The 26301-nt window shown below is 45.8% G+C and carries 22 protein-coding genes, 2 tRNA genes, 1 rRNA gene and 1 riboswitch; of the genes, 7 read left to right on the top strand and 18 right to left on the bottom strand.

Annotated features, from left to right (window positions below; translation table 11 throughout):
• Window positions 1-59: 59 nt before the first annotated feature.
• A complete protein-coding gene (locus tag AC58VC_RS31430; RefSeq protein WP_497374775.1) occupies window positions 60-791 on the bottom strand; it encodes a PilZ domain-containing protein in 732 nt (243 codons plus the stop codon).
• 93 nt (window positions 792-884) lie between these two features.
• Window positions 885-972, bottom strand: a riboswitch (cyclic di-GMP riboswitch).
• Window positions 973-1250: 278 nt separating this feature from the next.
• Here AC58VC_RS31430 and tadA point away from each other — a divergent pair.
• From tadA to AC58VC_RS31415, 3 genes are all read left to right on the top strand, one after another.
• Window positions 1251-1706 (top strand): tRNA adenosine(34) deaminase TadA, encoded by a 456-nt coding sequence (gene tadA, locus AC58VC_RS31425; RefSeq protein WP_497375002.1) that lies wholly within the window; start codon window positions 1251-1253, stop codon window positions 1704-1706.
• 6 nt (window positions 1707-1712) lie between these two features.
• The gene (locus AC58VC_RS31420; protein ID WP_497374773.1) at window positions 1713-1871 is read left to right on the top strand and encodes a hypothetical protein; all 159 of its coding nucleotides are present in this window, start codon (window positions 1713-1715) and stop codon (window positions 1869-1871) included.
• A 163-nt stretch (window positions 1872-2034) separates the two neighbouring features.
• A tRNA-Arg gene (locus AC58VC_RS31415) sits at window positions 2035-2108 on the top strand.
• A gap of 51 nt (window positions 2109-2159) precedes the next feature.
• Here the strand turns inward: AC58VC_RS31415 and AC58VC_RS31410 are convergent.
• The 5 genes from AC58VC_RS31410 to AC58VC_RS31390 form a co-directional block, all read right to left on the bottom strand.
• Window positions 2160-3026, bottom strand: coding sequence for a stalk domain-containing protein (locus AC58VC_RS31410; protein WP_497374771.1), 867 nt, complete (start codon window positions 3024-3026; stop codon window positions 2160-2162).
• 584 nt (window positions 3027-3610) lie between these two features.
• Window positions 3611-5956 (bottom strand): helix-turn-helix domain-containing protein, encoded by a 2346-nt coding sequence (locus AC58VC_RS31405; RefSeq protein WP_497374769.1) that lies wholly within the window; start codon window positions 5954-5956, stop codon window positions 3611-3613.
• Window positions 5957-6035: 79 nt separating this feature from the next.
• Window positions 6036-7562, bottom strand: coding sequence for an extracellular solute-binding protein (locus AC58VC_RS31400; protein WP_497374767.1), 1527 nt, complete (start codon window positions 7560-7562; stop codon window positions 6036-6038).
• 34 nt (window positions 7563-7596) lie between these two features.
• Window positions 7597-8499 (bottom strand): carbohydrate ABC transporter permease, encoded by a 903-nt coding sequence (locus AC58VC_RS31395; protein ID WP_477497979.1) that lies wholly within the window; start codon window positions 8497-8499, stop codon window positions 7597-7599.
• A 21-nt stretch (window positions 8500-8520) separates the two neighbouring features.
• Window positions 8521-9441: an ABC transporter permease gene (locus AC58VC_RS31390; RefSeq protein ID WP_497374765.1), complete on the bottom strand. Its 921-nt coding sequence runs from the start codon at window positions 9439-9441 to the stop codon at window positions 8521-8523.
• Between the two features lie 248 nt (window positions 9442-9689).
• Here AC58VC_RS31390 and AC58VC_RS31385 point away from each other — a divergent pair, with 248 nt between their 5' ends.
• The 4 genes from AC58VC_RS31385 (at window position 9690) to AC58VC_RS31370 (ending at window position 13273) form a co-directional block, all read left to right on the top strand.
• On the top strand, window positions 9690-10898 hold the full coding sequence (locus tag AC58VC_RS31385; protein ID WP_497374763.1) for an MFS transporter: 1209 nt from the start codon (window positions 9690-9692) through the stop codon (window positions 10896-10898).
• 132 nt (window positions 10899-11030) lie between these two features.
• The gene (locus AC58VC_RS31380) at window positions 11031-11570 is read left to right on the top strand and encodes a sigma-70 family RNA polymerase sigma factor (protein WP_497374761.1); all 540 of its coding nucleotides are present in this window, start codon (window positions 11031-11033) and stop codon (window positions 11568-11570) included.
• Window positions 11567-12001, top strand: coding sequence for a hypothetical protein (locus tag AC58VC_RS31375; protein WP_497374759.1), 435 nt, complete (start codon window positions 11567-11569; stop codon window positions 11999-12001). Before AC58VC_RS31380 ends, AC58VC_RS31375 begins: the two co-directional genes overlap by 4 nt.
• Window positions 12002-12025: 24 nt before the next feature.
• Complete coding sequence (locus AC58VC_RS31370) at window positions 12026-13273, top strand: hypothetical protein (protein WP_497374757.1); 1248 nt, start codon at window positions 12026-12028, stop codon at window positions 13271-13273.
• Between the two features lie 255 nt (window positions 13274-13528).
• Here the strand turns inward: AC58VC_RS31370 and AC58VC_RS31365 are convergent, their stop codons facing one another.
• The 12 genes from AC58VC_RS31365 to rrf all read right to left on the bottom strand — a co-directional run.
• Window positions 13529-13693: a small acid-soluble spore protein P gene (locus AC58VC_RS31365; RefSeq protein WP_379174283.1), complete on the bottom strand. Its 165-nt coding sequence runs from the start codon at window positions 13691-13693 to the stop codon at window positions 13529-13531.
• A gap of 19 nt (window positions 13694-13712) precedes the next feature.
• Window positions 13713-13859 (bottom strand): hypothetical protein, encoded by a 147-nt coding sequence (locus AC58VC_RS31360; protein WP_202556207.1) that lies wholly within the window; start codon window positions 13857-13859, stop codon window positions 13713-13715.
• 23 nt (window positions 13860-13882) lie between these two features.
• Entirely contained in the window at window positions 13883-14227 is a 345-nt protein-coding gene (locus AC58VC_RS31355) for a hypothetical protein (protein ID WP_497374754.1), read from the bottom strand.
• A 111-nt stretch (window positions 14228-14338) separates the two neighbouring features.
• Window positions 14339-18475, bottom strand: coding sequence for a choice-of-anchor I family protein (locus AC58VC_RS31350; RefSeq protein WP_497374752.1), 4137 nt, complete (start codon window positions 18473-18475; stop codon window positions 14339-14341).
• 212 nt (window positions 18476-18687) lie between these two features.
• Window positions 18688-18772 (bottom strand) — tRNA-Ser (locus tag AC58VC_RS31345).
• Between the two features lie 83 nt (window positions 18773-18855).
• Window positions 18856-20136 (bottom strand): serine--tRNA ligase, encoded by a 1281-nt coding sequence (gene serS / locus AC58VC_RS31340; protein ID WP_497374750.1) that lies wholly within the window; start codon window positions 20134-20136, stop codon window positions 18856-18858.
• Window positions 20137-20227: 91 nt separating this feature from the next.
• Window positions 20228-20806, bottom strand: coding sequence for a pyridoxal 5'-phosphate synthase glutaminase subunit PdxT (gene pdxT / locus AC58VC_RS31335; protein ID WP_497374748.1), 579 nt, complete (start codon window positions 20804-20806; stop codon window positions 20228-20230).
• Window positions 20806-21687 carry a pyridoxal 5'-phosphate synthase lyase subunit PdxS gene (gene pdxS / locus AC58VC_RS31330; protein WP_497374746.1) on the bottom strand — a complete coding sequence of 294 codons (882 nt, stop codon included), beginning with the start codon at window positions 21685-21687 and terminating at the stop codon, window positions 20806-20808. Before pdxS ends, pdxT begins: the two co-directional genes overlap by 1 nt.
• 118 nt (window positions 21688-21805) lie before the next feature.
• Window positions 21806-23149, bottom strand: a complete 1344-nt coding sequence (locus AC58VC_RS31325) for a D-alanyl-D-alanine carboxypeptidase family protein (RefSeq protein WP_497374744.1) — start codon at window positions 23147-23149, stop codon at window positions 21806-21808.
• Window positions 23150-23267: 118 nt separating this feature from the next.
• Complete coding sequence (gene guaB, locus AC58VC_RS31320) at window positions 23268-24725, bottom strand: IMP dehydrogenase (protein WP_497374742.1); 1458 nt, start codon at window positions 24723-24725, stop codon at window positions 23268-23270.
• Between the two features lie 154 nt (window positions 24726-24879).
• Window positions 24880-26088: a putative glycoside hydrolase gene (locus tag AC58VC_RS31315; RefSeq protein WP_497374740.1), complete on the bottom strand. Its 1209-nt coding sequence runs from the start codon at window positions 26086-26088 to the stop codon at window positions 24880-24882.
• Between the two features lie 103 nt (window positions 26089-26191).
• Window positions 26192-26301, bottom strand: a 5S ribosomal RNA gene (gene rrf / locus AC58VC_RS31310); the annotation flags it as partial.

Raw genomic sequence — 26301 nt, 5'->3', positions numbered from 1 at the left:
TTTTCGAAAATCATCCTTCTTATTATATAGTACTTGGAACGCAAAAAAAAGCCTGTAGGCTACTGATTAGCTGCAGACTTTTTTTCCAGTGCTTTTTTTGTTTCATTTTCCTGCTTCTGGACGAAGTAGGTTTCAATCTGATTTTTTAAAATAAATCCGCGCAGCGCGTTCGTTTTCTCGTCTGGGATGCTGATAAAACTTGCCCCGTAATAATAGCCGTCATTCGTTTTTTCTTGCCGAACAATTTCCATTGTACATGGCACCAAAAAGCCCAAAATCAACTCAACTTCAAGTTGGGAATTCTTCTGAATAACTTTTTCTAGCATCACATTTTCATTAATTGTGAATCCCAGGCCATTAACGGATAGATTTTTGATAGAAAACCGCATCGGTGTTTCAAACTGATGTTTAAGTTTCTTGTTTTTATCTTGAAGCCCGAAAATAAGCCCTTCATTCTTCACATCTACGCGGGGGAACTCCCGCTTTTCCGTAAACTTCCTACGGTTTTCAGGAGGATTCAGGACAATTAATGAGCCCCGATCTTTGGCCACAACTGTCGTATCCATAACAAACAGCCCGGATTTCGTGTATACCGTCATTTTACACTTATCTCCCAGCGCAAAAACGTCATATTCCGGCAGCTCCACTTCAATAATGTCACCGAGTGCGTAGGTCAATACGCCAGTGGCTACGAAATCATCCTTGCTCAGCATAGCTTTGCTGTCAATCATCACATCAGCGTCGTAGCCTTCCTTGCTGCCGTATTTCGCTGACTTTTCTTTGCTGACCATTTGTTGATCAACCCTCCCTCGATTTCCATATAAAAAATAGACTGCCCCTTTTGTCTGGGACAGCCTATTACCTCAACCTAAAAAGCATCGATTTTCGGTAACCAGGCTGTCGTAGTTCCATAGGAACCGTAGACCCTCGGCTTTGCGTCCTTACCTTTCGGCAAGTTTGCCATTATCGAACCCTGCATGAATGTCATGCTTTGTCGTACAATATCGTGCTATATGGTCTAAAAGACCTACATTACCTCTCATTATACGGTTGGATTTCCCCATTATCAACTAATTCTCTTGCATACATCATGTATTTGTTGTATGAATGAAAAAAGAAATAAATATCCACAACTTTTTAAGTTATACACATTGTTATCCACAGGTTGTTAACAACGAATATTTGTTCGATCCTTTGTTCACATGTGGATAAGATTATTTTTAGTGAGGTGTCCCCCTGTGGATGAATATATGGAGCATATTCCTTGGATGAAAGCAGCTATAGAAGAAGCACGTAAAGCCGAAGCCATTCGCGAAGTGCCGATTGGTGCCGTTGTTGTCCATCAAGGGCAAATTATTGGCCGCGGCTATAATCTTCGTGAAACTACACTGGATCCACTTGCCCATGCTGAAATGATTGCTATTAAGCAAGCTAGCGAGCATTTGCAAGCGTGGCGACTGCTTGACTGCAGGCTCTACGTCACGTTAGAGCCTTGCCCGATGTGTGCGGGCGCGATTGTCCAAGCGCGCGTTCCGCAGGTGATCTACGGCACAACCGATCCCAAGGCTGGCTGCGCGGGAACGTTGATGAACTTGCTGCAGGAGGACCGGTTCAATCACCGGGTCGATGTGGTCAGCGGCGTGCTGCAAGAAGAGTGCGCGACTATGCTGACACAGTTTTTCCGCAAGCTGCGCGGCAAGGAGTAAACGGTTGTGCGAACAAATTTCGTAAGCGGTGACATCCCCTTGTGCGAACGGGCGGGAACTATAGGCCGCTATTCTCTGGATATTGATCATTTCAGCGAGGAAGAGGAACTGTGGTCCGCAATTTCAGCGTTTTTAGCCGTAATGTTAGCTATCTCGGCTGAATAGGACCCTGTAGTTCCGTCTGATCCAGGGATCTGCGTTTTTGGCTCAAATAGCGCTCTGTAGTTCCCCGTCGCACGATGTAATCAGCGAAATTCAATTACACGCTAAATCTTGCCACTCAAAGGTTGCGCCACATAAGGCTTCGTGCTATCATAATCTTTGCCATGCGCCCGTAGCTCAGCAGGATAGAGCAACAGTTTCCTAAACTGTAGGCCGGATGTTCGAATCATCTCGGGCGCGTATCAAACAAAACGCCAGTTAACGGTATATACCGTTGGCTGGCTTTTATTTTTAATTTTCCGGACAATTGTTATCTTTTAAAGCTGTTTTCATACTTTGTTTTAATTTATCTACATAGCCAACAATACCGCCAGAATACTGGCTAAGATTTGCATTGTATTGATCTACAGCACTCTGGATCTGCCCTGTGTAAAGAGCCGTGATCTCCCGACATACAGGACCTGAAACCTGCGAATTTGACACAGGCTGCGGCGTAGAAGTTGATTGAGGCTTATTGGGAACAGACAAATCGGTTGTATTATCTACGTGCTGATGGCTCCAATTCTTAATAAAGTCATATTCTGCAAGTTTGTCCTTACTGCTCTTACTGAACTCCTCAGCATTTGATCGCTTGACCGTAATAAAGCCTGTAATCGAACTATTATGAATAAGGCTAACAATCATTGAATCCACTGGTGAATTTACCAAAAGACCAGACAGTGCAAGGAGATGTTCGTTATTTTTATTGGAATCACCTGACATTTCTAAATCCGCTTTCAAGTAGACGCCATATTCGTTATAGATGAGCTGGATATTTTTAGCCTGATTTTCTTTGGCTTTCTCATTTAAGGACGGAATGGTAGCTGCAAAATCTTTCATTGCGTTATCTTCCCTTACTCGAGGGAATGCAAGATCAACCGTGTACTTCTCAGCATCCCATGTCACTGTTGCCCCTGTTTGTCTCAATAGGTACAACGGCACAACGGTTCTGCCATCTTGTATAGTAGCAGGCACATCCTCGGCTTGAAGTTCTTTCCCCCCGAATAAAACCTTCACAATCGGAGCCCCCTTGTAGTCACCATGAAGGCTTGCTGCATGGACGACACCAGCCAAACAGCAAAATGCTAACATAGACACAATTACTTTCTTTTTTTTCATCAAAATTTTCTCCCCAGCCCAATTTAGCTTGTCGATTGTCACTTATAATAATTCAAATATTTCTAGAAAATTCCTGCTAAAAATCGCTCTTTTCTACCTATCCACATGTTAATAAAATGTAAAGCCGCCAAGTCAATCAGCGATACTAACAGGAGCATAAGTACAGACTTTTTCGAACGTTATTAACAACGAAAAAGAGGGAGGGTTATCCCCAAATTGGCAGGAAGGAGCACTAAGCAGTAGTACTCAGGAAAAAGCATACGCTATGTTGTACTTTGTGCAACAAAATGACGGAGGTCCGGCCTAAATGCCCAGTTTCGTTGTACTTTGTGCAACGTTTTGGAGAGGGAGGAGCGGTATTTACAACATACAGGCAAAATGAGTGTACTTCATGCAATGAAGAAGACTTTTGCTAGGTAAAAGCCGCTTCTGTGTTGTACAAAGTGCTACATAACCTGCGCCTCGGTGTGAAGCAGATCCCTACGCAGCGCAGCAAAGAAGTCGCTATATGGGGTTCCTTCCCCACACATCTGGTAAAGCCTCATTTAAAAAGAGCCCACCGCATCAAAAGCGGTAGGCTCCATTTATCTCATCCGATCCCGATATTGCCCCGGCGTCATATTCTCATATTTTCGAAAAAGACGTATAAAATACGACGGCTGATACCCAATCTGCTCCGCAATCTCGTTGACCTTGAGGTCTGTGCTAACGAGCAGTTTCTTGGCCTTATCCATACGCAGGGTGATCAAATAGTCGATGAAATTCACGCCGTTAATTTGCTTGAATGCTTTGCTTAGCGCATAGGTTGTCGTATTGAAGGCGTCCGCGCATTCCTCCAAGGATATATCGCTGCTCATGAAACGCTCCTGAATCCGCTCCGTGACGCGCTCCACCAGCCGCTTCATATGGATATCCTGGTATTCATTCAGCCCTTCAATATAAGGAGATATGACCTTCGTCTGGAAAAAGCGCACCATCTGCTCAGGTTCCCGAAGCTGATTCAACTGTTCGTACAGGTTGTAGCCCTCGAAGAAATGATGCGGATTAAAGCCTGACTCCAGCATCGTGTGCAGCATACTGCCCAGTACCTGCATAGCCCCTTCCTGGAGGATCTTTTCCTTGCTCGACTGGCGCACGAGCTCATGAATGAAGCTTTCGATTAGGCTCAGCGACTGCTCGCTTTGTCCCATACGAATGGCTTGCATCAGCTCTTTCTCCAAAGCAAACGGATAATGCACATCGTCGTTGGTGCTCGGCAGCATCTCTTCCAAGTCAAGCACTTGATGGTCTGCTTTCAAATCACGATAGCGGATGGAGCTGCGCAGAAATACTAAAAGCTGCGGCAGATCCTGCACGTTAGCTGTTAAACGCCCCATGCAAACAGTGGTCTGCATTTTAAGAAGGGAGCTAATGGTTTGTCCCAAATCATCTGCTAACAGATACAGCTCGTCTTTGGCCTGTTGTTTCGTCCGATCCATGGAGTAGGAGAGCAGAATACCTACGGTCATATCCTGAAAGTTCATAATCTCCGCGTTTTGGCTCTGCGTCTTCACAATCTCTTGCGCAATATTAGCTGCTGCGAAGGTCGCCAGTTGTTCCTCATTTTCTAGGAATCGGCCATCTTCCCTAGCAAAACCGCTGATCTGCACCAGCAGCAGAACGAACCACTGGGACTCCGTCTGCCAGTCGAAGCTCTCCATCCGCCCTCTCAGCTCAGCCTCGCTTAGAGAGTAAAAATGTCCTTGTACCAATTGCAAAAGGAACGCGGACCTTAAGGCAGGATAAGCCTTATCCAGCTTGGATTCGAGCACCCTGCTCTCCTGACTTAAATGCCTCCACTCCTGCTCAATAAAGGCAAGGTCATCCCCTTGGCTCTCCTGTGTAGGCTTATAATCCTTAATCACATTCACCAGCCGAACAATCGGTTGATAAATTCGCTTGGAAGCCACCCACGAAAGCAGCACAGCTAAGAGAAGCCCTATTCCCCCAATACTGAGCATGCTTCTAGACATGAACTCCACGGGGGCCGTCAATTGCGATAAAGAGGTTGCCGTAACGAATTTCCACAGTGTGCCTGAACGGGAGAACTGGCCGAACGCAACAGAATAGGACTGGCCTTTACGGTCTAGAATGTAAGAGCCTATCTCTTCCGACCGCCCCATGACACTTTCCCTAACGGCAGCTTCTAACTCAGCATGTTCCTCATTCCCATTACCTGGGGAGATGATAATATGTCCATCCTTGCTCATAAGAAACGCGGCACCATTGGGATCTGTGGCCATTTCTTCAACCATCTCTACCAGCTTCTCACGATTTAAATATAAAATAAGCGCTCCATACGGCTCGCCTACGCTAGGCAGCTTCTCGATAAGAGCTATGGAGGTTGAGTCTGGCTTCCCATTGCCCTTAGGCAGAGACTCCCACCAGAAAACTCCTCGCGCTTGCTTCATTAATGTGTGGAAAATATCCCGCTCCTCCTGAGTAGCAATCGGAACAATACCCTCGCTATCCGAAATAATCACAGGATCTTGCCGGTCCAAATATAGCTGCGCCTGATCAATTAAAGGGTACGCTCCCTTCATGAGCCCAAGGAAACGATATAGATTTTGCGTTGTGTTGTATTCATCTTTTAGATTCATATCTGCAATTCTGGCATCCATCCTGCTGTCCAGAGACCACTGTGTAGCAGCAAGTTCGAGCTGAGCCAGATTATCATTCATACGATCCATCGTTTTCTTCAGCAGGGTATCATGGTTGCGCATAATCTCTTTCTCGATATGCGCACGTCCCGTAATATACGAAGTGTACCCGATGATGGCTGTAGGCAAGCTGGTAATGCACAACACCAAGATCAAGCTTCTGCGATAAAAATTCCCCCTGCCGGAACGTTGTGCCCACAAATACCAACTCTGCCTCCATCGACTCCACATCATCTGTCCCTCTTTCATCAAATGCCGAAATCCCCCGCGACTGCCGCAATTTTTTTGGCGTCGGGGGGGCGGTATTTATTTATTTCGCGCTATTGCGTTTCTGATAAGCAGCATTCATTTCTTCCGTGATTTTCACCATATCCGGATCTGTCTTCAACTTAGCTACATAGCTATCCCATGCGCTGAGTGATTCTTTCCCCATAATGACTTTGGTCTTCATGTCTTGAATTTTCTTCCTAAGTTCCGTACCTACCTTTTGGTTTGTATCGGAATTTAGACCTAGCGAAGGGTCACCAACGCTGATTTTTACTTTTTCATCAATGATTTTTCTGTTGCGTTCCAGGTAATCATTCGGCATACCAGTACGGTAAGCACGCAGGTACTTATCATATTTCAAGAAAATTTGACCTAGCGCTTGTTGGGCTACAATATCTTTCTTTGCTTGCTCTGTTGGTGTCTTGATGCCGTCTTTCTCTGTATAGTGGACATCCTTCTGACCAAAGCTTGCTAGATCATAGCCTTCTTGCGTAGCGCCGTAATCCATGAATTTCAGCAATTGTTTCACTTTCGCTTCTGGCACAGATTTCGGTATAGCGTACATACCGAAGTATCCGCTGTCTTTGTTCGAATAGCCATTTAACGAAACTAGTGGGATAAAGTCAGCTTTCGGGTTCGTTTTACGCAATTCTTCCGTTGGTTCCCATGCTGCTTCGGCTGTATCCTGGAAGCCGCCACCGCGGTTTGCTTTCAGCAAGTCCTTGGCTTGTGTATTCTTGAGTACCGCGATGTCCTCAGGAATTAATTTCTCCTGGTACGCACGGTTCATCCAAGTAAGCGCATCCTTCATTTCAGGCAGTACGTTTACGTTGACCAATTTGCCGTCGACAAGCTTCCAATCGCCATTGACTTTCGTGAAGCTGTTCTGCAGCTGATTCATATAAGACATCCCATTTTGGTCGACGAAGCCAACATAGCCGATGGTGTCATTTTTCCCATTGCCATCTGGATCTTTCTCAACAAAAGCTTTCAGTACGGTATATAGTTCGTCCGTTGTTTTCGGAATCTCTAAATGTAACGTATCTAGCCAATCCTTACGCAGGTAAGGGAAACCTCCGCCATCCGTAGGACGGGCACGTGGAATACCGTACGTTTTACCGTCTGCTTGCTTGGTATTTTCCCATGATTCCTTCGGATATTCCATCAAGTTCGGATAGTCCTTCAGCATCGGTGTCAATTCCCAGAAGGCACCTTGAGCGACCATGCCGCGTACTTGAGCACTGAACGGATCATCGAGCAGGATCAGATCAGGAATATCACCTGAAGCTAGTGTTACGTTGATTTTATCGCCATAGTTGTTTGGTGAAACCCAAGTAATTTTGAGCTTTGTGTTCGTTTTCTTTTCGATTTCTTTGACGATAACGTTGTCCGGCCCCGGAGGCTCCGGTGTGTAATACATTGTCATAATGCTGATCTCTGTTGGCTTGGCGGATGCTGCTTCTCCCGCGCTGTTCGCCGGTGCGCTGTCTTTGCTTCCACATGCAGCGAGCACAGAGGAAACTAGAAGGGTGGATGCTACTACACTTATTGCTTTCTTTTTCATAACCATTATTGTACAACCTCCCCAAATTATCATCAATTACCTATTCTTTAACCGAACCTACCATTGCACCTTTGGCAAAGTGTTTTTGCAGGAACGGGTACACCAACAAAATTGGGATGGTCGCAATAACAACTGCCGCCATCTTAAGCGTTTCCGGAGGAATCCGCTGTTCAGACATCATTTCAGCCGCGGCACCGCCGCCTGCAGCCGTTGAAGCGTCGATCAACATATTTTGCAGCAACACTTGAAGCGGCTGCTTCGTGAAATCGTTGATATAGAGAAGAGCTGTGAAGAAGGTGTTCCAGTATGCTACCGCATAAAATAGTCCGAAAGCAGCAAGCGATGGCAGCGACAGCGGCAAAATAATGCGATACCAGACGCTGATATCATTACAGCCATCGATACGCGCCGATTCCTCCAGGCTCGCCGGAATGCTGTCGAAGAAACCTTTCATCAGCAGCACATACCAGCCGCTCGTTAGAACGGGCAGGATGAGCGACCACGTGCTGTTAATCAAGTGCAAGTCTCGCACCAACAAATAGGGGGGAATGATCCCCGGATTGAACAGGGTCGTTAACAGGATGAGCAGCATGATGAACTTACGGCCCTGAAGTCTTTTACGAGAAATCGCATAAGCAAGACAGGATGTTACCAGCAAGCTAAGCACTGTCCCAACTACAGCTAAGAATACGCTGTTTCCAATAGCATGCAGGAAAGCATCGGTAGACATCAGATATTTGTAGGATGCTAAGCTCCATTTGGCAGGAAGCAATTTGAATTCACTGGAAATGTAGCTGGACGGATCACTGAACGAAACGACAAACACATAGTAGAGCGGAAAGAATGTAATAATTCCCATTATTCCTAGCAGGATGGCGTTCACCGCGTTAAATACGCGATCGCCTTTGGAAGCGATATTTGTAGATACATGTTCAGATGACATCTAGGATTCCTCCTTTCCTTTCTAGTAAACGCCGTCTTCGCCAAATTTTTTGGCCAGCTTATTCGCCCCAATAACTAGCAGCAAGCCGACAACTGATTTGAACAACCCGACTGCCGTACTGTAACTAAACTGACCTTGTTTCACACCAAGCCTGTACACATAAGTATCGAACACGTCCGCTACCTCGGACACAGCCCCGTTCATCATCAAGAAGACCTGCTCGAAGCCGACATCCATGATATGACCGATCCGTAGAATGAGAAGAATGATAATGACTGAGCGAATACCTGGCAGAGTTATGTGCCACATTTGACGGAACCGGCCGGCGCCGTCCATTTTCGCTGCTTCATATAATTGAGGATCAATGCTCGCCATCGACGCAAGGAAGATAATCGTACCCCAGCCGGCATCTTTCCAAATGGATTGAGCCGTCAGCATGCCCCAGAAATAGTTCTTATTTGTTAAGAAATCGACTTTATCGAAGCCCATGGCGACTAGCATTTGGTTGATAGCCCCGTCTCCTGTTGAAAACAGCAGGAAGGTGATCCCTACGATAATGACCCACGATAGAAAGTGAGGTAAATATACAATCGATTGGATGATTTTCTTATAAACCATATGGCGCACTTCATTCAGCATTAAGGATAGAAGAATCGGCAGCGGAAAGAAGAGCGATAAGGATAAGACGTTAATTGCTAGCGTATTTCGAAAGAGTGTGAAGAAATCCGGATTGGAGAAGAACCGCTGAAAGTGCTCCAGCCCCACCCACGGGCTCCCCGACATGCCTTGATAGGGTGAATAGTTTTGAAAGGCTATGACGATCCCCCACATAGGCACATATTTGAAAATAAGGAAGTAGAGCAGCCCCGGAAGCGCTAACACATATAAAAATTTGTCCCGAGTGATGCCTGACCAGACTTGTTTCAATCGACTCGCGCCCACTTGTATTCCTCCATTCTCGTTGTAATGATGTCAGCTGGCAGGTACTTGCCTGGCGACAAGATTCAATTTACATGGTGCACCTGTTTCCTACAATCATCCATTTTTGTGACCTAGATATAGCGGGAAATCAAGGGTTTTCTAGGCAATTTCCACCCGTTGTCTTATTTTGCAAACAACCAATCATAGCCTTGCCATAGTCGATGTTCTATAATAAAGCGGTAGTAGATTAGGTCTGAAAGGAGCTCTCCGTGACAATTAACAAAATCCCAAGCTCTTATCGCATTCCTTTGTTTTGCGCAGTCACCTTGTTGTTCTGGATGTCCATGTATACGAGCGTTCCCATCATGGCCCCTTATGTGGAATTCCTTGGCGGGAATCACCAACTGGCGGGATGGATCGTTGGCATGTATGGGATTTCCCAAATGCTGCTGCGCATACCTGTAGGCATCATGTCGGATCGCTTTCATAAACGAAAACTTTTTATTACGTTTGGCCTGTTTTTTACAGCCATCGGCGGGCTAGGTCTTTGGTTCACCCATGATTTCACGTGGATTCTAATTCTACGGGCACTAGCGGGTGCAGCCGCAGCAACGTGGGTTGACTTCACCGTTCTATTTACGAGCTACTATAAGCACGAAGAGTCAACGAAAGCGATCGGAACGATCTCTTTTTTCAACTCCTTAGGGCAAGTGCTCGGCATTCTCTCCGCGGGATGGGCAGCAGATTCACTCGGCTGGGAGGCTGCCTTTATTCTGGGAGCGCTGCTAGGGGTGCTTGGGTTCGTCGGTTCTTTCTTTTTGATCGAAAAAATAGAGCCTGATGCGCCCAAAATCACGATGCGTGCCATCGGGGACGTGGCTGCGGACCGGACGCTGCTATTCGTGTCCTTACTGGCTATTTTGTCGCAGGTGCTCATCTTCGCCACGGTCTTCGGGTTTACACCCGTTTATGCCACAGCTCTCGGCGCAGATAAATTCTCCCTATCCATGCTCTCTTTATTCGCCAATGTACCTGTTGCGCTAGCTTCCTTATTCGGTGGGCGGAAATGGGCAGCCAAATACGGCGAGAAGCGAATGGTTGTATGGGGCTTTATCCTCATGGGGATTTTTACATTCACAATACCTTTTACGCATCATTTATGGGTGCTTATGATTACCCAGGCTTTGGCCGGCTTTGGCCGCGGACTTTCGTTTACACTTCTGATGGGAATGAGCATTAAACATATGCCAGCGGAAAAGCGGGCAACAGCAATGGGATTTTTCCAAGCCATTTATGGACTAGGGATGTTCGTCGGCCCAGTGCTCATGGGCGTGATCGGGGATTGGTTCTCATTGAATCAGGGCTTTATCGTGCTTGGTATTCTTGGCGTATTCAGTGCCCTTCTATCTCAGTGGTTCGTAAGAAGCACGCCTAAGATTCCCGCAGTCCCGTCCAGTGGATCTACCGCTGCGCTTTAACAGATAATAAGCGAATCTAAGCGATTCGCTCTTTTTTTTGTGTAAAGTGCAGGGGTAATCAAGGTTACCTTCGTCTATTCATGCGGAGAGGAGGAGAAGCACATTCAGGAACAAGAGCTTGTAACACGCATATTGAATGGTGATGAGGCGGCGTTCCGAGAACTCGTTGCGACTTATCGTCAATACTTGTTCCAGACGATCTACGCTATTGTACGCCATACCAAAGATGCCGAGGATTTATCGCAGGACGTCTGGTCCCGAATTTATTTCTCCCTCCCTCAGTACCAGATGAAAGGACTCAAGACCTGGATGACTCGCATTGCGGTGAATCGGGCGATTGATTTTAAACGCTCGGCCAGCAGGCGAAGGGAAGAAGTGACGGCAGAGATGGAAGTTCCGATGCAAGCCGCTGAGCCCGCAGGGACCTCAGCTTTTTCCTCTACTGGTGTGGAGCAAGAAGTGTTGATGAAGGAAACCACAGAGCTCGTCCGCAAGAAGCTGCACGAAATTCCAGCTAATTACCATGAAGTCTTAACGGCCTATTATATTCAACATCAGTCTTATCAAGATATAGCAAGTGCCCACGGGGTAACGGTAAAAACGATCGAATCGAAACTGTATAGGGCCAAGCAGTGGCTCCGCAACAACTGGAAGGAGGAGGATTTCATGTGAAACACTACGATGAACAAGCCTGGAGTCTTTATATCAATGAACGGCTGCTGCCAAATGAAATCAGTGAGATGGAGCTTCATTTATACCGATGCAATGATTGTTTGACTCGATATATGATTTGTATGGAGCAAATGACACTGACCCTGCCCACATTGGAAACAGACGAACGAACGTTTGTAGACGCCGTACTCACACGAACGTTGGGAACCAAGCGCTCTTGGTACCACTCCACGATCCTTCATTATGGGATTGCCGCGGCTGCTACACTGATATTAGTGGCTACTGGCTTTTTCCACGGATTATCACAGGAGTTGGGACCTCAAGGCGCCTTACAGCCCGCTCCTCCTTCGGAAATGAAAATCGATCAACCGATATCGGACCAATTGTTAAATAAAACGTTAACCTGGCTGGACACCTTGCAAAATAAATAAGCCACGAGGAGGTTTACACACTTAATGCCTAATAAAAGCACTATCACCGCATTCCTGTTGTCTTTCATCCCCGGAGCGGGTCATCTCTATATGAATCGGCCCTTACGTGCCATTTTATACAGTGTAGGATTCTTTGGTCCTTTATTCCTTATCTTCGTCAGTGTAGCTGCCAGTCACACAGATGATGATATACTAATTCCGCTTTTCCTATTTGCAGTTTTTGTTGCTGTAGTAAATATGGTCGATATGATCGTCTACTTGCTGCGCTCCCGACCCTATTACAGACCGCAAGGGGCGCCATACGGTGCTGAACCGCCGTACGACCACCATACGCCCGCATGGGAACCTAATCCTTATGCCGTTCATGCTGCCGCGCAGCAAGAAAGAACGAGAGTTATGCTGCTTTCCTTCATCCCCGGCCTAGGTCATTTCCAGCTGGGTCTTATGCAGCGTGGATTAACCGCTATGGTTTCGTTCTTCGGGGTTGCTGTTCTCGTCTTTTTCATCACCATGATGACCCATAACGAAAGTTTCGTAGCTTTTCTCCTGGCTATGCCCGTCTTGTGGTTTTACACGATGTTTGATGCACTTAAGCAGCAAGAGCGTAAGCAAGCGGGGCTAGTTCTCGTGGATCGCAGCCTGTTCGATGATTTTCATTTAGGCGAAGATGCTGGCCGTAAGAACCGAACATTGGCAACGATAATCGCCATTTTCCCAGGTGCAGCTCACTTGTATCTGTCCATGAATAAACGGGGCATTCAATTGATGGCGATTTTCTTGTTCTCCATTTATGTGCTGGATGTGCTGCGGTTGTCTTTTTTCTTCTTCTTGATTCCGATTCTGTGGTTCTTCAGCTTCTTTGATGGCTTACAGAGTATCTCAAAGTACGAAAATGGCACATTGGTAGATAAACCTATCGTCGAAAACTGGTCAGCGTATCATCGCTCCATCGGGTTCGTTCTCATCCTCCTCGGGGGCTACTATATATTCAAAGAGGTCATTGTCCAGTTCCTGTACCAGCTGTTCCCGAATATGAATTACATGTATTGGCTGAACAACTTCGGTCAAACGTTGATTGTAGCTGTGATTCTTATCGGCGGCGGCATTAAATTATTGCTTTATCGTAAAACGCGGCCTGTTCATGCTGATCCGTCTGCAACTCCTTTTTCATCTGCTTATTATCCAGAAGACAAAAAGAGAGATAATAAAGAATCAGATTCCGATTTATCTCAGATTTATCTAGAAATAAACGAAAAAAAGAACCCTTTTTAAGGGGGTTCTTTTTTTTGTCGGTGTTTTTTTGATTTCTTTTAAACATGTTACACGTAAACCTTTAGGTAAATCTGCTTATAAAACACGGTAAGTGTCTTTGGCACATCCCCTCCAGCCTGATTATAACAGGTATGAAAGTCCTCTATGCAACGGTTTTTGTTTCGCGGAATGCTCCAACGGAACCACACCTCTCTGCTCACCGACAAATATAGTATGTCCGGTTGATCGAACTTTAAACATCCTTAGGGTAATTTATTAATGACCGTGACCGGCGCCTTCACCGTGACCATTATTTCTAGAATGGTTGCGATTTTTTACTTTTTTCGATCCTGAGAGGGGTTCTTGTTGCTTTTGTCGCTGGCTATTACCGCTAGACTGATTCTGAGATGTATCCGTTACTCCATAGGCATCTGATTTCATTGAGATCATTCCCTCCTAGTTATTCTTCATGATTAAGAGCATCTTGATGTCTGCGATCATTCACTTGCTGCTGCTGTTGCTGTCTATTGTGGCTGTTTACAGCCTTCGTTCGGAAGTCTTTATCTACATTTTGCAAGTTTTTATCTGGTGCTTTTTGCTTCGTCATGTGAGTGAACTCCCCTCCGCATTTTAAACGTTTGTGACTCTGTGGAGCGTTTGCGCGCATTCATGAATGTGGCGAACATAGTCATCCACAAGATTTTGCACAACATCGCCTGTTTCATCGATGTGCATGGTCCCCTGCTGAACATCCATCAATTCCACTTTAACCTCTCTAGCATCCACGTAGTTGACTTTAAAATCGAAATTGTAGCCTGTATGTCCACCCGCCTCAATATGAACCCTAACGGTCTGAGGATCGGCCTCATCGGCCCATACACGCGCCTGATCTGTTGGCTGCAGGGTAGTAGGTAGAACATTACTCCACTCTTGTACCAATTCCATTTGATCAATTGTCAGCTTATCATAGCTCATAGGTAACACCTCCACATGTTTAAAATGCGGAAGGCGCCCGGCTTTTATCCATGTAAAAAAACAACAACTCCCCTAAGGTCTTGCCAAAGGGGAGTTGTTTGAAATTGTTGTTTATTTCACCATCAATTGTAGAAGAATCGCCAGCATCTTAGCTGCTTCTTGACGTGTTGCTGTGTCTTGCGGCGCGAAGACATTGCCGGACTTTCCGGAAATGATTCCGGCTTGTTGCAGAGATTTCGCTGCGTCTGCGGCATAAGCAGGAATCACTGATTGATCTGCAAAATCTGTCGCCTGCATCGCCTTAGGTAATGTATAACTCATGGTAGAAGCGAAGCGGGTAATCATAGCTGCCATCTGGCCACGAGTAATGTTCGCCTGAGGATCGAATTCGCCTGCGCGTACCCCGCTCGTAATCCCTTTCTCAGCCGCCCATTGTACAGCTTTGGCATAGTAGCTATCCGCTTTGACATCCGTAAAGCCTGTGCCTGTATAAGAGCTTACATCAGCATTAGCCATACGAGCGAGGATCAGAGTGAAATCGGCTCTGGTTATATCCGCTTCCGGGGCGAACGCTTCCTCACTGACACCATTGAGAATGTCTCTAGCTGACAGATAAGTAATGTAATCTTTTGCGAAGCTCGAAGCTGTATCCTTGTAAATTGCTTTCTGATATCCAACAGCATACTTGGAGAAATGCTTCACATTGAAGCTTAGTGTTCCTGTAACAGGATCAAAGTGGCTATTCGTTACCTTGGTAATCTCACCGTTATCTGCGATGTAGTAAGCCACAATAGCGTTAACATCCTCATTAGCGGCTGGTTGGTACGGAATCTCGACCTGAGCCGATCCCCCATTGAAGCTCGAAACTGTTTTACCGCCGGCTGTTACCGTAAAGTCAAAGATCGGACGATCTTTCACAGCCTCTTTGATTGCTTCACTTGCCGCGGCATCCATATTCTGCGTAATGTCATTCACATCTGCTTTGCGTATGGAGAACGAAACATCGCCCGTTGACGCGGCCGAAGAGATAGTAGATACGGCCTGCTTGTCAAAAGAAACTTGCCCGATGCCTGCTGCAATCTTAATTTCCGTTGTTGAACTGCTTGCAATCTTACTCATTGCTTCTGCAGGCAGCTTGACTTCCACTTGATTCGAAGTTGCATCTGCCGCTGCTTTAATCTCAAGAACGGTCGATTTGCTTGTCGATTCTGTCATATCTTTTAAAGCTTTCGTTACTTGAGCGACAGAAACATTAGCAATAGAAGCTCCTTTGCTGTCTTTTTCCACAGAAGGAGTAATCGTTGCTTTATCGCCGTTAGTGCTAGGCGTTGTTGGTTCTGTGGATGGAGTTGTTGGCCCAGATTGCGCTGGCGTACCTCCATTTCCTTTATCATCGGAACTAGTCGAATATACGTTTACATTGGCTTCCGCAGCCCCGTACCCATCCGGGCTAATAGCGGTAATCACTGCACTGCCATATGCTACGAAAGATACAATCCCTTCCGCACTAACAGTTGCAATAGACGGGTTAGACGACTTCCATTGCACCGTACCTGATGTAACGATATTTCCTTGTGAGTCCTTTACCGTCGCTGTCAGTTTTGTTGATGCCGTACCTTCCGATACGGATAAAATGGTCTTATCCAAAGCAACTTTTTGAACGTTCAGCTGATATACCGCTACTGTTCCGCCAACCTCATTAGCAACTAGCAGGAGCGGGTTGCCATTCGGGCTAATGGATGCAGGGATAAATTCTATGCCTTCAGGACCCGTATCCGTGTTCAAGTTATCTTTAGGAGTAAATACACGCGAGTTCGTGTAATTAATAAACTTCGCTTGAGATGGATCCGTAACATCGTAAGTCATAATTCCACCAACGCGCTCTAATCCTACAAAAGCTAGAACCTTACTACCGACTTTGCTAACTTTAATATCTTCAGGTTCAGGACCTTTTTTCGTGCTGCGGTCATCCATTGCTGTTTTACTATTGCTTGCATTGAAATTGCTAGGCAAACGCTGTGCCGTCACTTTCTCAAATTCATTGCCGCTATCATAAACTTTATCCATGGTATTAGCTTGCCAGATCGAGAAGGAGCGTCCACCATAGAGATAAATGCTGTCATGGCCCATATCACCAGCAACCTCGACACCGTCATAGGCGGTTTTTCCTGCTAGGAACATTGCTGCCGCTGAACCTGGTACCAAACTGCCCTTCATAGCGCCAATAGTGTTTCCATTCGTTCTGACGCCTGGCCATTCTGTAACATCTCCCTCGTTGGCTGTGAAGAGATACGGAACTCCGTTAATCGTTTGCGTTGAAATACCATCTGGCATATACATGCCGTAAAAAGGCACATTCTCAAACTTAATCGCATTATCTTTGACGAGATCCAGTGAATTGCCTGGAAGATTCAAATCCTTGAAACCCAATCCTTTTACGGACAAAAGGGTTTTTGAAGCAATGTCCACAGTTCCGATTGCATTGTTTTCTTGGAACGACACATAAGCTTTGGTATTATCCTCAGAGATTGCGATATATTCCGGCTCCAAATCAAACACGGCATCCGCTTTCTGTCCTTCGCCAGTAACAGCGCCAGTCGCTCCATCAGATGCACCGCGAATATGTACCTTATCATCAATAACGGAGACGTTGTTGAATCTAACATTGGAAACTGTATCATTGGTTGTATCAATAATCGTGATGCTTCCTTCAGGATCAGCTCCGCTTGTGCGCGGCTCACCTTCATTGGCAGTCAAAATATATCGACCATCCGTTGTAGTTTTAATCATATCCGGCTGTACGCCTGCTACGTAAGATTTCAGAACGTTGCCATCATAATCCATAACAAGGATTCTCCCTGGCTTCTTGGAGTCCAGCTCCTGGACAGACAAGGAAATGCGTTTCGTCATTGTATTGACATCCACGCTTGTCAGGTCTCCATATAAGAACCCTTCCTTTTCAACCAGATTTTTCATCGTGATTGTTTTTTCCTTGACTAAGCCTTGCACAAGGTCTAAACGAACAATTTCCAAACTAGGTGGATCTCCTGAACCATTTACTAAATAAAACTTATTATTATCCTTGTTGTACTTAACAATTTCAGCTACTCCGCCGTCTTTATTTGTAACGCCTACGGCAAATTGCCCAATTTTGGATATGCTCAAAGCATCATTAGCTACAGGTGGAGCCAGAACCGTTAAAGACAGATTCTGACCGTACTGTGCAAGCAAACTGTCTGTTACCTTCACGTAAACACTAGTTGTGACAGACGTTCCTTGTGCAGGCGAGCCATACACTTCCCCCGTGATTGAATTGATCGATAAGCCATTTGGAAGACCCGTGGCTGAGAAAGTGTACGGTGGTTTACCACCATATACGTTCATCATTACGGAGTATGCCATTTGTTCATACGCATCAGGCAAACTTCCGTTCGTATAGCCTAACAGGGAAAACCATTGCCCATAAGCCCCGTATTTCGGACCTTTTATGGCTCTATCTTGGTCGGTTGTTGCCGCACCAGTGATATCGAACTGTCCGAAGTCGACTTTATTATTATCCGTATCCACTAACGCTTTCCGACGAATAGACTTCTGCTTCGATGTTCCTTCCGTGGATCCCTTCGGATAGTCAAACTCGTAACCGTCTATGTCTGTTTGAACATCCTTATTATCGCCGTCATTGCTTCCGGTACCGACCATATCCACATACCCAGCAGGCTTGGGATTATTGCTAAAAGGATTCTTGTTCGTACTTTCTAATTTCGTCTGATTGCTCAAAAGTGCAACCTTCAAACCTTTATTATTAATCCAACGTCCCGTCCATAATTGGTCATATGTAGTCGACAAACTAAATTTAGGAGAACTTGCTCCTGTCGCTTGTCCAAGAACAAGGAAGGAAGATTTGGCTTTAATCGTACCTACTAGGTCTAACTTCTCCCAATCACCCGTTGGGCCTGTCTTTGCCGACGTTCCGCGATCCGCGTATTGCAAGGACCATCCATTGAGAACGACATCTTGATTTGTAGGATTGTATAGCTCAATAAAACCATTGGATGAGGCCGTATTACTTGAATCTAGAACTAAACCCCCGCCGTAAACTTGGTTAATAAACACGTGCGGCACATTTACATCATAAGTGCCGTTCGCTTGATACGGAGTCCCTGGTACAACGATAACTTCTGCAGCTGCGTTTGAAACGATGGAGCCAAACGAAGATACGCTTACTGCCGCTGATAACATAACGGACATTAATCTCTTCCTAACCGTATTCAACTGTTGCTCACTCTCCTTAGCATGGAATATCTTGTCCATTATAAAAAAAATGAAAACCGCTAAATACACACTTTGTGTCAATTTATTTTTAATTATTTGTAAATGAGTGTCATTAAAAGAAACAACAAAAAAAGCCACACGATTCAATGGAATCGCATGACTTTTTGGTTGGGGTATTACCATGGTTACGGAGAGGGTGGGATTCGAACCCACGGAGGCTTGCACCTCGGCGGTTTTCAAGACCGCTGCCTTAAACCACTCGACCACCTCTCCACGATAGCTGTCCCCTCTAGAGGAGACAACCTTGTGCAGTGACAAAAACCATTGTATCACATACTCCAGCTAAGAAGCAAGTGCTATTTTTTCGTGATTACTTTTACGTTGTTCATGTACGGAAAAAGAACCTCTGGCACAACAATCGAACCGTCTGCCTGCTGGTAATTTTCGAGGATCGCCGCAACTGTACGTCCAAGAGCTAATCCTGAACCGTTCAATGTATGTACGAACTCGGGTTTCGCCTTAGCGTCTCTACGGAAGCGAATATTCGCTCTGCGCGCTTGGAAGTCTTCGAAGTTACTGCAAGAAGAGATCTCGCGGTACGCGCCGCTATTTGGAAGCCATACTTCCAAGTCATACGTCTTCGCTGATGTGAAGCCGATATCACCTGTACATAGGGATAGCACACGGTATGGCAGCTTCAACAGCTGTAGAACGCGCTCAGCGTGCCCTGTGAGCTTCTCTAGCTCATCATAGGAGTCCTCGGGCTTAACAAGCTTAACGAGCTCAATTTTGTTGAATTGGTGCTGTCTGATCAAGCCTCGTGTGTCTCTTCCAGCTGAACCTGCTTCGGAGCGGAAGCAGGCGCTGAACGCCACGAAGTTAACAGGCAGCTGCTCTGTTGTCAAAATATCATCTCGGTGATAGTTCGTAACCGGTACCTCTGCCGTAGGAATTAGGAAATACTCAGAATTCTCTACTTTAAAGACATCTTCCTCAAACTTTGGAAGTTGACCTGTACCTGTTAAGCTATCGCGATTAACGATATAAGGCGGCAGCATTTCTTCATAGCCATGCTCATCGCTGTGGAGGTCCATCATGAAGTTGATCAATGCTCGCTCTAATCTTGCGCCAAGCCCTTTATAGAAGACGAAACGCGAGCCGGTTACCTTCGCCGCCGCTTCGAAATCTAGAATGCCCAGCTCTTGCGCTACTTCCCAGTGCGGCTTCACTTCAAAATCGAAATGTGGAATCTCGCCAACACGGCGCATCTCCACATTCTCTTCCTCAGAGCGGCCCACAGGTACGCTAGGATGAGGCATATTCGGGATGGAGAGGAGCACTTGTTGTAAGGACTCGTCCAATACACGAATCTCATCATCCAGCTCTTTAATGCGGTCTCCGACAACTTTCATTTCCTGGATCAGCTCATCGGCGTTCTCGCCGGACCTTTTACGACCAGCTACCTCTTGGGAAACGGTGTTGCGGCGATTCTTGAGCTGCTCTGTTTCTTGCAGAAGCTCTCTACGCTTTAAATCTAATGCTGTGAAACCGTTCAGCTCTTCAATCTGCTTACCACGGTTTTGCATGGCTGCTTGCACGGCTGCCAAATCGTTTCGAAGTAACTTTACATCAAACAAGGAGATTCCTCCGTTAGCGCAAAATGGTTGTATATGGAAGCAAGCACCCTTACCGAAGTATCCGGTGATTTCAAGGTGCTTGTACCATTAATTATGCTTGACTTTCTTTTACCATATCTAAGAAATAGCTGTGCAAACGGAAATCGTCTGTCAGCTCAGGGTGGAACGATGCCGCAAGGAGATGTCCTTGCTGCGCTGCGACGATCTGGCCGTTATACGTAGCCAGAACCTCAACATCTGGACCCACTTTCTCAATCAGTGGAGCACGGATGAAGACCGCACGAACGTTCTCGTCTATGCCTTTGATCGGCAAATCCGTCTCAAAGCTTTCGCGTTGACGCCCAAACGCGTTGCGAGCCACCGTAATATCCATCAGCTCAAGGTGAGCTTCTGGCTGTCCGGTGATCTCTTTCGCGATGACAATCAACCCTGCGCAGGTACCGAAGATCGGCTTCCCTGCGGCAGAAAATTCTCTAAGCGCATCGATAAAACCAAACGTGCGCATAAGCTTACCAATTGTCGTACTTTCTCCGCCTGGTAGAATAATGCCATCAAGATCTACAAGCTGCTCTGTACGCTTGACTACAACGCCCTCGGCTCCTGCCTTCTCGATGCCACGAATATGCTCTGCTACCGCGCCCTGAAGCGCGAGAACCCCTATTTTCGTCATTACCAGCCGCGCTCCTGCATACGCTCGGAAGCTTGCAGCTTGGAGATTTCGATTCCCTTCATAGGGCTACCTAGGTTTTTCGAAATTTCTGCAATCAAGTTAAAGTCTGTGTAGTGAGTTACAGCTTGAACAATCGCTTTCGCGAACTTCTCAGGGCTATCCGATTTGAAGATACCGGAGCCTACGAATACCCCATCGGAACCCAAATGCATCATTAGTGCCGCATCAGCTGGAGTCGCCACACCGCCTGCAGCGAAGTTAACAACTGGCAATTTGCCTGTTTCATGAACTTGCAGCATCAATTCATAAGGAGCTCCAATTGTTTTCGCTTCAAACATCAACTCATCCTTGGACATCCCTTGAACTTTGCGAATTTGACCTTGAATCTGACGCATGTGACGGACAGCTTCAACGATGTTACCTGTTCCTGGCTCACCTTTGGTACGAAGCATGGATGCTCCTTCTCCAATACGGCGCAAAGCTTCGCCTAAATCACGGCAACCGCACACGAAAGGAACAGTGAAATCACGTTTATTGATGTGAAACACTTCATCCGCAGGTGTCAAAACTTCACTCTCATCGATATAATCAACGCCCAGAGACTCCAGGACTTTTGCTTCTACAAAGTGCCCGATTCTTGCTTTCGCCATAACCGGAATGGATACGACTTTCATAACTTCTTCAACGATAGTTGGATCAGCCATACGGGATACCCCGCCAGCCGCACGAATGTCAGCAGGTACGCGCTCTAGCGCCATAACAGCGGAGGCACCAGCTGCTTCTGCGATCTTTGCTTGCTCGGCGTTCATAACGTCCATAATTACGCCGCCTTTTTGCATTTCGGCCATACCTGTTTTAACGCGTGATGTTCCTGTTTCCATTCTTTATTTCCTCCTATACCTTAGTGCGATTTTATACAGTTTCCTACACGATTCGATAGTAAACTTCTAAACAAACATTTTACATGAAGGAGGGGCATTATACAACCCATTATCTGGTCTAGGAACCACCCTTGATCCCTTTAAACATATCGCTAAAGAAGTTTTTGATGGAGCGGAACAACAGCCGGATCCAACTTCCTTTTTCGACATCCTCATTGGCAATAAGATCTGCTGTTTTTTCTTGTCCATTGTAAGTAACTTTTACTTTACCCAGTGTATCGCCTTTCGCAATTGGAGCTACCAATTTGCTTTCTTCCAACGGCTCTGCCGTGATTTTAAAATCTGTATCTTTCGCGCCTTTTTTCGTAACGAAGGTTAGACCTGTTTTTGTTACTAGAGGTACTTGCGTTTGCACGCCTTTCTTAATGTTTACGATTTTCAATGAATCTATTTCTTGTTTCGCATTTAGGAAAGGTTTAATCTCGAAATTATTAAAACCATAGTCCAACAGCTTCCTAGTTTCGTTAAAACGCTCAGGTTCTGTCTTCGTTCCCATCACAACCGTGATAAGACGCATCCCGTTTTTCTCTGCAGTACCCGTAAAGCAATAGCCAGCGTCATCCGTAGAACCTGTTTTTAAACCGTCCAGGCCTGGATAAGCATATTTTTTAAAATTAGCATTCGTTGAATTGCCTTCCAGCATCCAGTTCCAATTGATCATAGGCGTTTTGTCAGTTGGTCGAAGCTTTAACGTAGGGATTTTCGTGAAATCTAGAATTTCCTTGTGGTCCTTGAGGATGTTGTAAGCAAGAATTGCCGCATCTCGCGCTGTCATTTTCGTTTCGCCCTCAATGGATTGCGGCGGATCCTTCAGATCGGCACGAGAAAGTCCTGTAGCGCTAATAAAATTAGCCTTGTCGGACATGCCTAATTGCTTAGCCTTGTCATTCATCATTTTCGCGAAATTTTCCTCTGATCCCCCGCCAAGGAGCTCAGCGAAAGCTACAGAAGCATCATTTGCGGAATAAATGGACATCGCACTGAACATATCTTTAAAAGATAACGTTTCATTCTCTGCGATCAACTGACCGGAACCAATAACGTCAGCAGCATTCTTAGAAGCTGTGACTTGGGATTCCCAGGTGAACTTGCCTTCTTTGATACTCTCCATCGCTAAGTACTCTGTCATCATCTTCGCCATACTTGCCGGCGGAAGCGCCTCATCTGCATTCATTTCATAGAGAACTGCGCCTGTGCTTGCTTCCATAATAATTGCGGATTTAGCGTTGACCTTCAACTCGCTCCCCGCAGGGGCTGTAGTCGTAGTAGGAGCTGTCGTTGCGGCTGGTGTTTTGGTATCTGCGGCGAACGCCGGTTGTATATGTAAAAGTACGGATTGAGCGATTAAACTAACACCTAACACCAAAGCAATCTTTTTCCTTGTAAAACTAAAAAATCTCACAACTTCACTCTCCCTAGTAATTTTTATAACATTTTATATTGTAACACACCCTATTAGACAAAAAAAAGAAGACACAGGTTCAAATCCTGCGCCTCCAATTATAGCCATATTGTTACAATTATAATGAGTAGTTAGGAGCTTCTTTTGTAATTTGAATATCGTGCGGGTGACTTTCCTTCAAACCAGCGCCTGTTATCCGGATAAACTGCGTGTCGTGAATCAATTCTTGAATGTTGCGTGCACCGCAATAGCCCATCCCTGAACGAAGACCGCCAACAAGTTGATATACGGTGTCAGCTAATGGCCCCTTGTACGCCACGCGCCCCTCAATGCCCTCAGGAACAAGTTTGCTCTCGTTCTCTTGGAAGTAACGGTCTTTGCTGCCTTCCTTCATGGCGCCTAGAGAACCCATACCGCGGTAAACTTTGAATTTACGTCCTTGGAAAATCTCTGATTCTCCTGGGCTTTCATCGGTCCCAGCAAAAAGACTACCAATCATAACAGCACTCGCCCCAGCCGCGATCGCTTTTACCACGTCACCGGAATACTTGATACCGCCGTCGGCGATAACGGGAACACCGAATTCAGCAGCTGCTTGCGCGCAATCATAGATGGCTGTAATTTGTGGAACACCAATTCCTGCAATAACTCGTGTTGTACAAATCGATCCTGGCCCAATACCAACCTTCACCATGGATGCTCCCGCTTGGATCAGATCACGTGTGCCGTCCCCTGTAGCTACATTTCCTGCAATGATAGGCAGATTAGGATATAGTGCTCTAAGCTTCTTCACAGTTTCAGCAATGTTAATGTGATGGCCGTGTGCAGAGTCTACTACAATTACATCAATTCCTGCTTTAACTAGCGCAGCAGCTCTCTCTATTACATCCTTAGAAACGCCAACAGCTGCCCCTACAAGTAAACGGCCTTGTGCGTCCTTCGCGGAGTTAGGGAACTGAATCGCCTTCTCAATATCTTTAATCGTGATTAATCCCTTCAGACCAAAATTATCATCGACCAATGGAAGCTTCTCAATTTTATGCTTTTGAAGAATGCCTTCCGCTTGCTGAAGCGTAGTTCCCACCGGAGCTGTAACAAGGTCTTCTTTTGTCATTACTTCTTTAATTTTAATTGAGTAGTCATGAACAAAACGCAAGTCGCGATTCGTTAAAATCCCAACAAGCTTGTTCGACTCATCTACGATGGGTACACCTGATATCCGATACTTCGCCATTAGCTCTTCTGCATCATAAACATGATGTTCTGGCGTTAAGGAGAAAGGGTTTGTGATAACCCCGCTCTCTGAGCGCTTAACACGGTCTACATGCTCAGCTTGAAGCTCAATAGGCATATTCTTATGGATAATTCCAATTCCGCCTTCTCTGGCCATTGCAATCGCTAGGGCAGATTCTGTAACAGTATCCATCGCGGAGCTGATGAACGGGATATTCAATTTCACATGAGGAGCAAGAACTGTTGAAACGTCGATCTCCTTACCGAACACTTCAGACTTCCTTGGCACCAACAGCACATCATCAAACGTTAAACCTTCCTTACCAAACTTGTCTTCCCTCACAACACATATTCCTCCTTAGATCTCTCTATTCAAAAACCTCGACATAAGCATCCTGCTCATCGTATATGATTGCAATCTTAACAAAAGCCCATTTTTCGTGTCAAGGAAAAGGACTTCTCCAGAGATCAGCAGCCATCCGAATAAGAACATTCGGTTAACGATAGGAATATGTGCTGTTCGAATTCCATAACAAAAATTGTTCCACACCCTGCTCCTTAGCCGCTTTAATTTGCTCTTTCACATCTAAATTTCCGTACTTCTTGTGAGGTTTCACCCATGTAGCCGTAAAATCTTGATACCAAGGCCTAATTTCTGCAGTTGGCGCACTTGCTCGCATGAGCCTCGTGTTTTTCCCATTCGCATCGCTAATGGCTTTATGAATAACCGCATAGGGCTGCAAATCAGGATACTTAATTCCGTACATCCCGTTTGAATAATGCGAAGGATACAGCATTGGCGAGATATAATGAACCTGCTTGCTTATCATTGACCAGTCTTGCCCTATGCCCATGTCATTGTCGGAGGAGGTCGTTAATCCAAATACGTCTGCGGATAAATAAACCTCATCACCTAGGCGCTCCTTAGCCCTACTGAGAAAAGACTCAATGACCTGTGCTTTTGACCGCTTGCTTGGATTATCGAATTTGACCTCAGCATCGACCCTTTTGCTGTTCTCTGGGAATCGCACATAGTCGAATTGAACTTCGTCAAAACCTAGCCCAGCTGCCTCCTTGGCGATTTGAAGATTATATTCCCACACTTCTTCCTTGTATGGATCCACCCACGCTGTGCCTTTATTATCCTGCCAAACACTGCCCTGATAAGTCTTCATCGCATAATTGCTTTTCTTCTTGCTCAAATAGGGATCTTTAAAAACGACAACACGTGCTATCGTATATATATGCTTGTCCTTCAACCTCTTCAGTGTCCCTTTCAGATCACGGATGATGACGCTGCTATTGGCTCCTATCTCATTCACCAAAGGCACTGCCGAGGCGTATGTAACCTGTCCAGAATCGTTCTTCACATCGATCACCATGGCATTTAAATCAGTTTGATCCACTAAATTAATCAATTGCTCTAGTTTGCTGCCTACCGCTGACCAGGCTGATACATAAATACCTTTGACAACCTTCTTCGCGGGCATTTGGCGCTGTGATGCTACCTTTACCGGAGGAGCTTCTTGCTTCGCATCTGCTTCTAATTTAGGAGCAGGGATTGTCTCGACTCTGGCCAGATGATTCAAGGATTGAAGCGGCTCCAGCTCCTCCTTCACGGCGTCCATCTTCACCGAGCAACCTTGTAGAACCAAAAGACAAATTAAGAAAATACCTATCCATTTCCTAACAAAAAATGCTTTCATACTAATCCCTCCTTATAGGGCTAGTATGGTTTTTTACGCTATTTTGTAGTGATGTAAAAAAAAGAGTCCTCTTGGAATTTCTTCCAAAAAGACTCTTTATAGTGCTTGGCAACGTTCTACTCTCCCAGAACCCTGCGGTTCAAGTACCATCGACGCTGGAGGGCTTAACGGTCGTGTTCGAGATGGGAACGCGTGGGTCCCCTCCGCCATCAT

This window comes from Paenibacillus sp. J22R67 (assembly GCF_059692175.1).
Note: the sequence above shows the minus strand (reverse complement) of the source record. Positions and strands in the feature narration are given on the sequence as shown.